This is a genomic window from Pseudomonas fluorescens (genome assembly GCF_003732425.1).
GTDB classification, from domain to species: Bacteria; Pseudomonadota; Gammaproteobacteria; order Pseudomonadales; family Pseudomonadaceae; genus Aquipseudomonas; species Aquipseudomonas fluorescens_BE.
In genome coordinates, this window is record NZ_MOBX01000006.1 from 34276 (window position 1) to 48108 (window position 13833).

The window sequence follows — 13833 nt, forward strand, 5'->3', positions numbered from 1 at the left end:
TTGGTCTTTCGCCCGCTCACACTGCGGGCTTTTTTTCGGCTGTGTCAGGCTGACGGCCGATGTGGCCAGGCTGAAAGCTTCAACCTGGCGCGATATTTATTTGTGTCGCAGAACAAAAAGACGGGATTGGCCCGACGCTTCTGTTTCCAGACCGCCCATCAAGTAGACGATTTTGTTTTCGGCGAGTGCTGTGTTCAACAGTACCTTGTCGGAAGGCTCATGTTTGTTGACCAGAGCTTTGGTTCGCAGCCAGTTCTTGGTATCCAGATCCGGATAATTGCCCTGCTTCAAGATCGGGAAACGCAGGATGAATACGAGGTCGACACCTTGCCGTTGAAACATCAACGCATCTTGCTGGGTCGTCGAGTCTCGAAAGCTATGGGAGACCTGATAACCCTGTTCCGTCAGGATGTGCTGGAACAGTGTTCGCAGTTTTCTGCCGCGAACTTCGTGACTCTCGCGCAAATGCAGCGGCACGCGCTGTAAATCGAAGTCAATACATTGCAGGCCTTCGGCGAACCCTGATGGTTTGGGAATGTGGCCCCCGCCAGCTCTGGAAAGCGAAGGCAGGAACAATAACGGGTCCACCAGATCATGTCGGCCGATTTTTTCATCCCGTCGGTTCTGCGACCTGATTGCCCAGTACTGAAAGGTTTCAAACAAATCGTTCAGCCCGTAACCATTGAGCGTTGCGGCGCGATTGGCGTGATGTTGTAGGGTCCGGGCGACGCCAAGCGCCGACTCGTTCGGCAAGTGCGGGAGTGTATCCGGCGCGTATTCATGGAGCGTGTCGGCGCGATTGGCGCGATTGAACATGGCACGGGCCACGGCATTCGCCGAATGGTCGGCCATATACGGGAACGTATCGTTAACGTATTGCGTGAGGGTGTTTTTAAATGGAAGGCCGGCGATGACTTCCCATTTGTCGTTGACCGGTAGTCCCCATTTTTCCCTCAACTTCACTGTGCCCTTTGGCTGCAACTGCGGGGTGGCGCGTAGCACCTGTTCGAACGCGTCGAAGTCTTCGGCGGAAAACCGTGGGTGTGTGATGAAGACCAGGTTGTCAGTGGCATGCCCCGATTGAGGAACGATTGGATAGTGTTGTCCGTCGATCTCGATGGAGTTCCCGGCGAGTGGTTTCGTAGCGCTTCCCCAGGTATGCCAGTCCACGGCAGGCAGAACAGGAACCGACGGCCCGGTAGTGTCCGGTTCAGCTTCCAGACGTGGCCGTTTGCTTGGTCCGGCCGTCGGCTCATCGGAGGTCGTGGCAGGTTGGCGATGATCCGGTTGCCGCGCATCCCCGGCCTTACGGCGCCAAAGCAGAGTGCCCGGTATTTGCTCGACGAGATCACCCGTCGGGCGCTGCCCGGCCCACGCCAGTTCAAACTGGCCGTTATTGTTGCGGCGAACCATGGCAGTGCCTTCTGCCATGTTGACGTAGGCGTTTTTGTGCTTGTCGTGACGAATTCCGGTTGTGGTGTCCGGATCACTTGTCAGCAGGGCTGCCAGGTGCGGGGGCAGAAAGAGCGATGTCTGTGAGGGGGGCGCCGGTGCCTGTACTGGCGGTAACCGGGTTTCAGACGTTAAGGGGCGCGTATACCAGTCTGCCTCGAGACGCCAGCGTGGCTGGCCATCGATTTTTTTCAGCAAGGGGGGCGTCACACCCGGTGCAGCAGGCCAGGGAATCTGCAAGTCGCCATTGATGTTTTGTTCGGCGCGGTAATAACCACCTTCGCCAAGATGCGCATATAGATGGCCTTCGGGACTGAAGAACAAACCGTCCACGGAAGCATGGGGTTGCAGCAGATGACTTTGTAAGGCGGGCCAGGAAATCTCCCTGAGTTTCGCATTGAGTTCGTTGGTCACTGGATCGGTAATGTAGGTCACTATTACTTGCGGCACTGTATCCCTCCCTGAAGTGGCGGGAGGGGAGCTTTCGGGAAGCAGGTCAATCAACGGGCCAGTCATGGGGTTGTTCGGATGGATTGACCTCTGATCCTGCGCCGGTCGGGTGGTCGTAGAAGTATCAGGAATTCGATTGCCCGTCGGGGGCTTGGGTGGTTTAGTCATTGGCATATCTCTAAGTAATTGATCGTTAAATGTTCTCGGACTATGGGCCTTGCTGTGTTTGTTGCCGGGTGCCTGTAACAGTCGTCCCGCAGACAGCAAACGGCCATCGTCGCCTTGCGACGTTGGGTTATTTCGCTGAAATCGAATTGCAATTGCGCTGAATTCAAGTGTTTCGATGTGGTTGGTTGCAGTTGTCGTGGAAAGACTCAGCCCTCCCTGACAATAAACAGCGTTGCCAGATGTTGTGTCCGTTTATCAATGCCACCCAATAGATAGATCAGTCTCTGTTCCTCTTTATAGGTAGCCAAAGTTTGCTGTTTCTCGCCGATACGGATCTGCAGGTCGGTATCGCTCCAGTCAACACCGGGCGATGGGTTGCGCTGTAACTGCTGGCCGCTGACCGGAGGGAAATTCAATACAAACAGGCTGTTGATCTTTTCCCGGTAAAACAGCAGCGTGTTTTCACCCGTGCTGAGCGTTGCAGGGACGAGGCTGTAGCCGTTTTTCGTCAGTACGGCGCTGAACAGATTGCGCAGTTCAGGTGCTGCCGGCAGCACGGCATGATCGATCCAGAGCTGAGCAAATTGTCCGGGATCGAAATCCAGTCGCTGCAAACCGTCACCCAACGAGGAAGGAAGCGACGACGACCGTTGGGCCGGATCCAGTGGCGGGAGTGTGCGTAACAGGCAAAGTGGCTCGGCGATATCCTGTCGTCGTACCTTGTTGTTCGTCCGGTCGGCCCAGAAGCGCAACGTCTGATTCAATACCGCCAGACCATGTCCGTTGATGATTTCGGATCTGTTGGCCTGATTGAACATGGCTCTGGCGAGGGAATCGGTTGATTCCTCGGTGAGATATTTGAAATGGGTCGCGATGTATTGACTCAGTGGCATCTCGAACGGCAAGCGCTGGCCCGGAACGCTCCACCGATCATTGATCTTGACCACCCACCGAGGCTGCAATGCGGGTTCAGTGACAAGCATGCGCTTGAAATTGTCATACAGATCCGGTGAAAACCGCGGGTGTTTCATATAGGCCATGGTGGTGTCGGCGATCAGGTTCTGAGTGACGACCTGGTAGTAAAGGTTGTCGATTTCAATGTGCGTTGCCAACGGCCAAGGGGTGGTCCTGCCCCAGTCGCGCCATGCCCCCGGTGACAGATCAAACGCGCCAACGCTGGACGAAATCAGGCTCCGGGCGAGTGCCTGTGCATCACTTTTACTGTCTGCGTCATCACCCATGAATGAACGTTTAGCGGGACCCGGAGCCGGATCGCTCGGCGTCGCAGGTCGGCGCCTGCCCTGCTGTGTATTGTCCTGGCGAGTAGAGGTTTGCGGTGTTTTAGGCCGCCAGTAGGGAGTTCCGGGTATCCGTTCCAGAAATGCGCCTGACGGCTTGCGGTCTGTGGCGGAGGTCTGCTGATACGCGCCGTCGTCATTTTTACCCACCATGACGGTGCCTTCGGCGGTATCGACATAGGTTTTTCGATTGCGGTCATATCGGATCGCATCGGGCGAGTCCGTTGCCAGAGAAAGCCGGGCCGCCAGATGCGAAGCCAGGTACGTCGGCGTGTGGCCTGTCATCACTGCGGGCGAGGCTGTTAAAGGTGTTCGTCTACCCGAATCCTCCATCAGCCAGGCCGGGATTTCGTAACGCCATAATGGTTGGTCCCTGATTTTGTTGACGAACGGGCCGGGTATTCCGGGGGAAAAATCGAAGGGAATCTGATAGCGACCATCGGGTTGGCGCTCGACCTGCAAATGGCCTTCATTCTCGACAGCGGCGTAAATCCTGCCATCGGCGCTGATGAACAGGCCACTGTCGATATCCAGGGGAATCAACAAATGCAGGCGTTCAGCGGGCCAGGTGAGCGAGCGCAACGCGGCATTCGGTGATAACGGGCGCGAGGCAGGCAGGTCACTCACCAGCACTGACGGTGGTGATGTCGATTCGCCGGTCGGCCCATTGATTGTCAGGTGGCCAGTGTGGTGTTCACCGAGCCTGACGGTGTCGATAGCCACACCAGGCACGGGATTGATTTCGGGCGACTCCGCCGCTGGTGAGCGGGGGCCCGTGGTGGAATCGGCTACCGCGATACCCGGGATTTTTTTCGGTGGTTTGGCCATGCAGGTCATTCTCGATGGGGGTGGTTTTGGATGGACATGGCGCTCAACCTTCTCTGACGATGAACATAAGCGTCTGCTGCGCAGAGACGGTTTGCGTGCCACCGACCAGGTAAACGACCTTGTCGGGTTCGAGCAGTTGCCGCCATCTGGATTGCGCCAGGCGGGCTCTGAGTGTCGGCGCCAGCAGTTCATCGCCAGGATCGCTCCTGCGTTGCACTCTTCCGTCCGGGGCGCTAGGGCGCAGACGCAGGACGAACACCACATCCAGAGTGCTGCGCCGAAACAGCAAGGCGTCCTCGCTGAACAGTCGGCTGGTGCGATCCACGTCATAACCGTTGTGCTGCAGAATCTCGCTGAATAATGTGCGCAGGCTGGAGCCGGGGGCTTGCACGGCCTCACGCCATCGTTGTTCGAACATCCGGGTATCGAAGTCGATGCGTTCAAGGCCCGTTGCAAAGGGCGAGGGCAGCAACAGTGTCTGTCCATCGAGATGGGCGGCGGGTTGGGCTGGCAGCACGGGAAGCATCATCAGCGGGTCAGCGAGTTCACGTCTGGAGGCGACAGCAAGGGTCCGGTTTTCCCAGTGATAGAACGTGTCGAACAACACGCGCAGTCCGTCACCGTTGATCACTTCACTGTGGTTGGCCTCGTTGAACGATGCTCTGGCGATGGCGCTCAGGGAGTGATCCGCCAGGTACTTGAAAGAGGTGGCTACAGACTGAGTCAGCGATTTTGCGAATGATGGCTGCTCCACCACAATCCATCTGCCATCTTTCCTGATGGCCCACTTTGGTTGCAGTGATGGATTGTTCTTGAGCATCTGCTCGAACGCGTCGTATCGACCCGGACTGAACAGTGGATGTTCAAGAAAGACCAGGGTCGTGTCTGGCAGTACGCGTTGTGGCACGATCACGTAGTGCTGAGCGTCTATTTCTATGGAATCGTGCCATTCGGGCTTGAAGCTTCTCCCCCAGTGCCGCCAGTGTCCGGCAGAAGTGGCCGGTGCCAGCGGTCTGGCATCGGGTGCCGGTCCGAACAATGACCCTGTCTCGTCCGGTACTGGCTCTTCTGCCAGGCGGGGACGTTTGCCGGCGGCGGGCGCACGCTGGTCGGCCTCAACCGCGGACTGTTCCTGCACGGGGTGCGGCACGTCATGTTGCGATGATGACTGCGGCGCTTTTATCCGCCATTGTCCGGTGCCCGGGATCTGTTCAACGTCTGCGCCAAGCCAGTTGCGTTCGTGGGCGGAGGCCTGCCGGTAATGCCCCTCGGGTTGCCAGCGCACCAGACAGAGTGTGCCGTCTTCCATCTCGACATAAGTCGCTCCGCGTTTGTCGTGACGCAGGCCGTCCGGGCTGGCCTGGGCATTTCTTGTTCGCCAGGTGGCCTGGTCTGCCGTGAGGTGCCCGGGGAATTCACCGCCGGATGCGCCTGCTCTGGCCCGATTGGTCTCGGCGGGGAGCATCGCCCGGTCAACCGAAGCGGGCCGCCAGAAGGGCTGACCGTCGATCTGTTGCAGAAACGGGCCGGGCTCCCCCAGAGACGGCGGCCAGAACACTCGATATCGCCCATCCGGTTGACGCTCCACTTGCAGGTAACCTTCGCCGATGACCTGCGCATACGTGCCACCTTGGGGGCTGTGAAACAGGCCATTGCCGATTGCGTGCAACAAATGAGCATTGGCTGCAGGCCAGGTGATGGAATTCATATTGCTCTCCAGCAACCCGGCAATCGACTCAGGCGCTGCTTCGATCACCACCGATGGCAAACGCCCGATCGCGTCTGGTGCGACATCCGCCGACGCGTCTGGTGTGGAGGCAGTCTGCCTGGCCGCGAGATCGGGAGTGTTGGTGCCGGAACGGGTGCCCGCTGATTGATTTGCTCCCGGTCTCGTCGGGGGCGACGGAGAGTCGGGTGGGGTGCTTAACGGAATTGGCTTGGGTGGTTTCACCATCCTTGGTGCTCCATGGGTTGATTGGGTTGAGAGCGGCTGTCAGCCTTCTCTGACGATGAAGACGCTTTTTTTGCCTGGTTCGGTTTGTTGCACGCCGCCCACCAGATAGATGACCTGTTTTTGTGTCAGCTGAGCTTTCAACTCGCGCTGGGCCGCGACGGTCAGCCTGTTCTGGAACTCGGAACCGTAGATTTCGGCACCTGGCAATGTGGGACGAGGAATCGAGTTACCAGTGATTCGCGGCAGTTTCAGCACGAACACGGCAGCGATGCCCTCGCGGTGAAAGATCAATGCTCCTTCCTGCAATAGGCGCGAGGACGGATTGACCGTGTAGCCGTTGTTTCGCAGGAGCGTGCCGAATACGTTGCGCAGATTGGCAGGGGTGGGTGACGCTACGTATTCGGCCCATTCACCGGGAAACTTCTGCGGATCGAAATCGACTCGCTCAAATGTACGCGCGGTAGACGAGGGCAGGGAAAGGAGGCCGCCGGGATACAGGGAGTCGGGCTGTGCCGACAGTCTGGGCAACAGCATCAACGGGTCGAGCAGGTTGTGTGTAGTCGGCGCTTCGTTATTGATGCGGTCGTGCCAGTGACGCAAGGTCAAAACCATCATCGACAACGCGTGGTTGTCGAGGGCTCTGGATTTTCTGCTGTGGTCGAATACTCCACGTGCGAGGGTGCGCTCGGTATGCTCCGACAAATATTTGAAGGCGCTGGAGACGTACTGCGTCATCGGCATCTCGAACGGCAAATGGTTTTCCACGACGTGCCATTGGCCGTTGCGCTGGATCGCCCACTTCGGTTGATGTGAAGGCTCATTGATCAGCATGTGTTCAAACCCGTCGTAGTCGTCGGGCGAAAACCGCGGATGTTGCACGTAAACCAGGCCGGTTTGGGGGTGACCGCCCGTGGAGACAATCGAGAAGTGGGCGCCGTCTATTTCAATCGAATCGCCATGTTCCGGTTTGTTCGTTTTCCCCCAGTTTTTCCAAGGACCGGCGGACAGATCCATGACATTCGGCTGTCGCGAGATCAACGATTCCATCAATGCGTCGGCAGGAGCCGTGTCTGCCTGTTCGTGGCGCGGCCGTTTGCTCGGCCCTGCTACCACTTCGATGGTTTCAACAGGCGGCCGCTCGAGATCTGCCAGCGGACGTTCTGCCGACGTGGCCGTCGGCTCCACTCGTCGCCAGAGTGGGCTGGCGGGAATCTTTTCAACTTCAGCGCCAAGCCAGTTTCGGTCGTGGGCCGAGGCTTGCCGGTAATGCCCCTCGGATTGTCTGCGTACCAGCCAGAGCGTGCCGTCCTCCATCGTGATATACGACGCACCACGCTTGTCGTGACGAAAACCTTCCGGCGTGGGCGGGGTATTTTTCAGCAGGGCCGCCAGTTCAGGTGCAATGTTGACGTTGTCGGGCACATCCATAGCGCTTGCCTTCGGCGGCGTCGCGTCCGCTGCTCCCTGGGCCGGTTGCGCAGGTCGGACAAGTGAATGGGGCCGCGGATCGGGCAGGGTGTTGACGATGACGCTTGGACGCTGGCCGGGCACTTCGGGCGGGATCATCGAGGAAGAGGAGCCCGGGGTTGGACTCCCGCCTTCTGAGCCGGGGACAGACAGTCCCGTGTCGGTGCGAGTATCCGCCGAGGTCTCCGGTCGGGGCGGGGACAGCGATGTGTCGGTTGACGTTGCAGCGGGAATTTTCTTGGGCGGCTTAGCCATTGAAGTGCTCCGATAAAGCAGCATCCGACGGTTTCACCGGACGCTCCAGAATGATCAGGTGAACGTGCGCCGCAACGATTCTGAAATCGCGCGGCGGGTTTCAAGAGCACTTATGTTCGGTAATCGACAGCCAGGGTGTGCGGTATATATGTCTTGCTTTGCGGTCAGATGATGCAAGGCATTTCAGTGATATCGAAGAGCATGCGTGCCGTCGCGGCAACCCTCGATGCGCAATAACAAGGGTTCCCCGGCGGTTTTCAACGCTCTCTGAGAATGAACACCGAATCGGCGGCCGACTCGGTCTTCAGCACGCCGCCGATCAACCACACCAGATTATTTTGTGCCTCGGCGCTGGTCAGCGCGAGGTAGGCGTCACTGCCAATGCGTGCGGCAAGGTCGGGATCGGCCAACTCGGTGCCCGGCAAGGTGTTAAGCACCAGTGCTTCCTGTTTGATCACCCCCAGTTTCAGGAAGAACACCGTTTCGTGATCTGTACGTTTGAACACCAGAGCCGGTCTGCGATGATCGTGGGTCAGCGGGAAAATGTCATAGCCGCTGCGGATCAGCAGGGCGCCGAACAGGCGCCGCAGGTTGTAGTCAGACGGATCAGCCGCGTAGTGCCGCCATTCGAACGCGAAATGCTGCGGATCGAAGGTGAGCCTTTGCAGTTCACCCTCGACCTGCGGCAGCAGTTTGATGATTTTCCTGCCGGCGATTTCGCTGGTGGAAGCGACCGGCAACAGGTTAATCGGGTCGGCAAATGCGGGCACCGTGGGGAAGGGTTTGTTGTTCCATCGATGCAACACAGCCTGGATGTTGATGAGTCCGGTGGCCGTGATGGCGGGCGGGTAGTCCGACAATTCGAACAGCTTTCTGGCGACGGCCCGTGAAGTGAAGGCGGAAAAATCCACAAAGGTCTCGGCGACCGATTGCGACAACGGCTTCTCGAAGAAGCGTTTGCCCGGTCGCGCCTCTCCGGGCTCATGGCCGATGCGAAATGTTGCAACCGGCTGCAAGTGAGGCGCGTCGCGCAGCATTTGTTCAAAGGCATCGAAATATGCCGGAGCGAACTCCGGGTGCTGCAGGAAGTACACTTTGGGTGGACGGTTGGGGGTCATGCCGATCGGCACGATCGAATAATGAAGCCAGCCCAACTGCACCGACTCTCCTGATGCCGGTGGGTTCAAATGCCCCCACGGCAACCAGAAATACGGTGTCTGATCCGCATCAGCGGGGCCTGAGCGGGCCGGATTCGGGCCTTCGTCTAGCCGTGGTCGCTTGCTTGGGCCAGGCTGGGCCTGGTCTGACTCAACAGTGGGACGAAGGCCTGATGGCGAGGGAGGCTGTTCAATCGGTCGGACCTGGACTTTTCGGCGCCAGAGTGTCGTGCCCGGAATCATCTCCACCTCGACACCGGAATATGATCGTTCGCTGGCGGATATTTCCTGATAGTTCCCTTCGCGGTTCTTGCCCACCAGGACCATCCCCTTTTCCATTTCGACGTAGGCTTTTTTGTGTTTGTCGTAACGGATTCCGTCTGGCGAAATTGTCGGCTCCAGCAAAGCAGCCAATTGAGGGGCAAGGTAAGCCGGCGAACGTGGGGCCGGCTGGGCTTCGGACGGGGGCGGCGTGGATTGCCAGCCGGGACGTTCAATACGCCAGCGTGGCTGGCCTGCGATTTTCGCCAGGACCGGGCCGGGAACCCCGGGGGCGAAGGAAAGCGGTACGTGGTAGATACCCTGGACATTCTGCTCGACCTGAAAGCGGCCTTCCGTGCCTATTTCTGCGTATATCCGCGAATCCGGCCCCTTGAACAGTCCGCTTTCCGCGCCTCCAAAAGGGGTCAGCTCCGCATAACGACCGCTCGGCCAGGCGATTTCGCTTTTCGCCGATTCGACGGCCTGATGCGGCATGTCGCTCACGATCACGCCGGGTCGGTTCAAATCAGAGTCGCTCTGCACATTCGGTAAATGCGCGAAGACTGCCGGATCGCCAGACAGTCGTTGGGTGGACGGGCCGGCTGTCTGAAGAGGACTCGTGAGGGGATCTGCGTCGGGGAGGCTTGCTGTCGCGGGTTTATCGGTACCGGCAGAACCAGGGATTTTTTTGGGTGACTTGGCCATGAACAACATCCTGTTGATAGGCGTTTATAAATAAAGAGGTGATCTGTTCGCATTCGCCAGACGCACGCGCTGCCAGCCCCCGATGAGTTGCGCAGGGGCGGTTGTGCGGCGTCAGCGCTCGTTCGTGCGGGTGGTGCAAGATTTGTCGGGTGTTAACCGGCGCAGAGCGTCACGCCGCTGGAACTTCGATCAGCGGGGGGGCGAGGGTTAACAGACTTGGTCGTTGATGGGAGCAATATCTGAAGACTTGCAGTTGCGAATAATCGATGACTCGACGCAGGTCGTTATTCAGGATCCATCGCCGCATCGGCAAGCTGTAACTCAGTGTGCCGGGCTCATTGTTGGCCATGGCGATGTACCTGACTTTCAGCACTTTGTCGGCGACTGATGCGAATTCGTCCGGCAATGCCGCCGTCGCATCAGGCTCTTCGAAGAACCGGGCGTCCAGTCCATCCTGATACACCCAGTCAAAGGAAAGGTCGACTGTGTGGACGATGCCTTTTTCGGTGATCACACGTACCTGGTCGATGAGGTCCTCGCTGTCGTAAGTCGGCAGGTGAATGACGCAGGTGCCGATTTGCAACCGATTGTTTTCGAGTGTGATATCGACTTTGCCGAGTTCCGTGGCGTCCAGATCCCAAGTGGATGCAAATGGCAGGCGCAGGCTGGAGTTGGCAAGAGCACCCGGCGTGCACAGGCGGATATGCATGTTGGCTGCAAGGTGAACCAGGTACGTCGAGCCCTGGCCTTCCAGAGTGTCCAGCCCGGGCTGAAGCGGATAAGCGTAGAGCTTGGCGCATCCGGCATTGGCTTTGAGTTGATACGGCTCATTCTGCGCCAGGTCATAGGCGTAGTCGCCGGGCAGCAGTGGCAGGGGGAGAGAAATGGGTGTCGTCCAGTGGGTGAGGGTATACACGGCAAATTCTGCATCAGCCGGTGGTGCTGCGGTTTCTGGCGTCAGGCGTAGATTCGCTGCGACGCCGTCCTTGAACACCAGTGTCACTTTATGATCGAGATAAGCGTTCATGGCTCTCAGGATCTTCAGCAGGTTCATAGGATCCATGCCGCCACGTTTGATCGAGTAGCCTTTGATGAGCAGCGATTTATCCGCGAAGTGACAGGTCATATCACACCCCACCACCAGATCCCCATCGGCATCCGATATTCTTGCGCCAAAGTGTGCCTCCACCTTGGTCAGTTCATCGCTTGAATAGTCAACGAACACGCGAGTTACTGCGTTGCGCTTTTTCGCTAGATACAGCGAAGTCCGGTCATGGGTTTTCGGGATGAACAAGTCCAGCGGCTTGTCGTCTTTGATGATATATGTGTCGGCGTTAAGAATAATCGGGCCTTGTCGCCGCCCCACTTTGGTAACAATGGCAGTTATATCAATGTTCTTGTTGTGTTCGATGGTATCCGGCAAGTCGGGCACCAAATGAAAGTCATCCTTGGTAATAAACGTCAGCCGGTTGTTCTTCAGCGTGAGCCTGTTATTTACTTGCTGGTAAATGTCATGGATAGAGACAACATTCCTGGGGATGTCATAAAAGTCGAATCGTGAGGTGATCACCAGGCTGTTTTTCTTCATGCTCCAGCTTTCGATTTGATCCGCTCGCCAGTTCAGTGCAATAACGCTTGCCTGTTCACCGTCCTCGGAGATGGCAATATGACCGGGGACGTGGGAAATGACGTAAGTATCCATTCCCGCGTTTCCGTGTGCCGACGCACCTGGGTGAGACAGGACAATCTGGTCATCACCCGCGCCTGCGGTGATTGTGTCCTTGCCTCGGGACCTGATGATATTGGGCCCGTCCGTTCCGTTGACGGTAGAGGTGGCGGCAGGCACGGTCTCAATGTTTTCGATACTTTCCAGCAGACTGTGGAAGGTATATTTTTTCCCGTCCTCTGCTTCACTGTCGGCAACGCTGACATGCAATGTGCCGAATTGCAGGTCGACGTCATAACCGGAGCCTTCGGGCAATCCTGAAATGTAGTTTCCCTCCAGCACCAGCGTATCTTTGCCAGAACCACCCCTGATCGTCGAGTAGTCAGATACGTCAGCGCCAGTCGCGATCAGCCGGCCGGCACCTTCGAATACAAACCGGTCATCCTTTTCGCCCCCAGTGAGATCTTTTTTCCCCGCGCCGTAATGGACGGTGTTGGGTTTTTCTTTCACCCCCCGGATCACGTCTTTACCGTCGCCAATGAACCAGATGATGCCTTTGTGCGCTGCGGCGGTTCCCAGTTCTGCTCCGGGTGTATCACGTGTAACGCCGTCACGGGCATCGATCGTGTCATCTTTCCCTTTGATTTTTGGTACGTCGATCGTTTCCCAGTTGTCCTGCTTGGTCCACCAGTTTCTGATCAACCTGCGGCTCGGCTCCAGTTCAACTTCAAATGCGCCATTGACGACGGCTTCGATCTTTTTCTCATTGACTCCATCGAGCAATTTTCGCGCAGTCCGTTCTAATTGCTTGGTGTGTTCAACCGTGGCCTTGGCAATGGAATAGCGGTCCTGGACGTCTTTGTCGGAACTCTTCCCCAGGAACGCAAACCAGCCGGTACGCCAACGCTCCTCGTCGGTCAGTTCGATGTAATCATCAATGTCATCGACGATGCGTACAGCACCATAAATCTGCGAACCGACGGCAAGTAGGGCGCCAGCGAAGAGGCCGACCGGTCCGGCGAAGGAAAAACCGGCCAGTGCTGCCAGGCCCAGGATCACGGTCATGCCGGCACTGGCGATACTCAAGCCGGCACTGATGTAATGGTCCATGGCCTCTTTGCCTTTTGCGTTGTCGGCGGCATTGAATGACCTGATCGCGGTATAAAGATCGAAAGGCAGTGTGAGGGCGCCACCGATCAGGCCTCCAGACCGGCTCAGCCTGATCGCGAATCGGGTTTTGACAAAGTCTGTGTAGGCACTGTGTCCAGCCCTGAGCATTTGCGTTGCGGATCTGGTCACCGCGATATCGACGGCAATGGAGCCCAACTCGGAGGCGAGCCCGGTGGTGTTGATCACGATTTCGTCGGAATTATTATTTCTTATCCCGTCATAAATTCCGCGCAGACCCATGTAAATTCCGAACCCCTGAATACCAAGGCTTGAACCCAGCGTCGTTGTGCTTTTGGCAAGATTGACCCAGCGGTGTGTTTTCGTAGGTAATTGCGCGTGTCTGAGATCGAGTCTCTGTGCCGCATTCAAAAGTTTCTGCAATTTGCCGCGATAGCCGTCTGCGTCGATTTCCTCACTGAGTGTTTCTCTCATTACAGAAGGTGCCGTCAGTGGACGTCGACTGGCAATCTCGAACAGCAGCGATGGCAAAAGATAGCTGTCTGTACCGGCCGATTGCCTGATCTGCAGTTCGACATCGGCAGGGCTGAACTGTAACGCGTTGATGAAAGAGCGCTTCGGCGTGCGGAAAAAAGTGTTTCGACCGTTCAAGGACTGACCGTCGATCGTGGCGCCCAGAGCGTCGAGAGAAACGCGGGTCACAGACAGAGAACCAATCTCGATCGGACCGAACAGGTCGTCGACCATTTTCAGTTGAGCTGTCTTGGTGTTTTTCGCCAGCGATGAACTGTCGGACTGACTGTTTAAATCCAGAGTCGAACTTGTTTTTTCATTGGCATGAATATCGATATCGTTAATGACGACAGCGTCATGGTGTATGACGGAGTCTTGAATCAATGTGGCCATTTGAACATCCTTGTCCAGGGCAATTGGGTGTGCGGAGTAGAAGTAATGTTATGAGCAAATCCTTGTTGCTGTACATCGGAGGGGTATTGCGATGTATTACGATTGGCTGGCAATAAGGTCGGGAAATAATGGCGTTAT

At 57.2% G+C, this 13833-nt stretch carries 6 protein-coding genes; all 6 read right to left on the reverse strand.

Annotated features, from left to right (window positions below; genetic code table 11):
• Window positions 1-96: 96 nt before the first annotated feature.
• Window positions 97-1968, reverse strand: coding sequence for a hypothetical protein (locus tag BK670_RS09630; RefSeq protein ID WP_148047011.1), 1872 nt, complete (start codon window positions 1966-1968; stop codon window positions 97-99).
• Between the two features lie 308 nt (window positions 1969-2276).
• Window positions 2277-4196: a hypothetical protein gene (locus tag BK670_RS29490; protein WP_148047012.1), complete on the reverse strand. Its 1920-nt coding sequence runs from the start codon at window positions 4194-4196 to the stop codon at window positions 2277-2279.
• A gap of 43 nt (window positions 4197-4239) precedes the next feature.
• A complete protein-coding gene (locus BK670_RS09645; RefSeq protein ID WP_123449587.1) occupies window positions 4240-5904 on the reverse strand; it encodes a hypothetical protein in 1665 nt (554 codons plus the stop codon).
• Window positions 5905-6189: 285 nt separating this feature from the next.
• Window positions 6190-7872, reverse strand: a complete 1683-nt coding sequence (locus tag BK670_RS09650) for a hypothetical protein (RefSeq protein ID WP_185036756.1) — start codon at window positions 7870-7872, stop codon at window positions 6190-6192.
• A gap of 257 nt (window positions 7873-8129) precedes the next feature.
• Complete coding sequence (locus BK670_RS29495; protein WP_148047014.1) at window positions 8130-9995, reverse strand: hypothetical protein; 1866 nt, start codon at window positions 9993-9995, stop codon at window positions 8130-8132.
• A gap of 169 nt (window positions 9996-10164) precedes the next feature.
• Complete coding sequence (locus tag BK670_RS09670; RefSeq protein ID WP_123449592.1) at window positions 10165-13695, reverse strand: calcium-binding protein; 3531 nt, start codon at window positions 13693-13695, stop codon at window positions 10165-10167.
• Window positions 13696-13833: the final 138 nt, after the last annotated feature.

Excerpts from the sequence above, each read along its gene's own strand:
- BK670_RS09630 (WP_148047011.1), bottom strand. The coding sequence starts at position 1,968 with ATGACTGGCCCGTTGATTGACCTGCTTCCCGAAAGCTCCCCTCCCGCC.
- BK670_RS29490 (WP_148047012.1), bottom strand. The coding sequence starts at position 4,196 with ATGGCCAAACCACCGAAAAAAATCCCGGGTATCGCGGTAGCCGATTCC.
- BK670_RS09645 (WP_123449587.1), bottom strand. The coding sequence starts at position 5,904 with ATGAATTCCATCACCTGGCCTGCAGCCAATGCTCATTTGTTGCACGCA.
- BK670_RS09650 (WP_185036756.1), bottom strand. The coding sequence starts at position 7,872 with ATGGCTAAGCCGCCCAAGAAAATTCCCGCTGCAACGTCAACCGACACA.
- BK670_RS29495 (WP_148047014.1), bottom strand. The coding sequence starts at position 9,995 with ATGGCCAAGTCACCCAAAAAAATCCCTGGTTCTGCCGGTACCGATAAA.
- BK670_RS09670 (WP_123449592.1), bottom strand. The coding sequence starts at position 13,695 with ATGGCCACATTGATTCAAGACTCCGTCATACACCATGACGCTGTCGTC.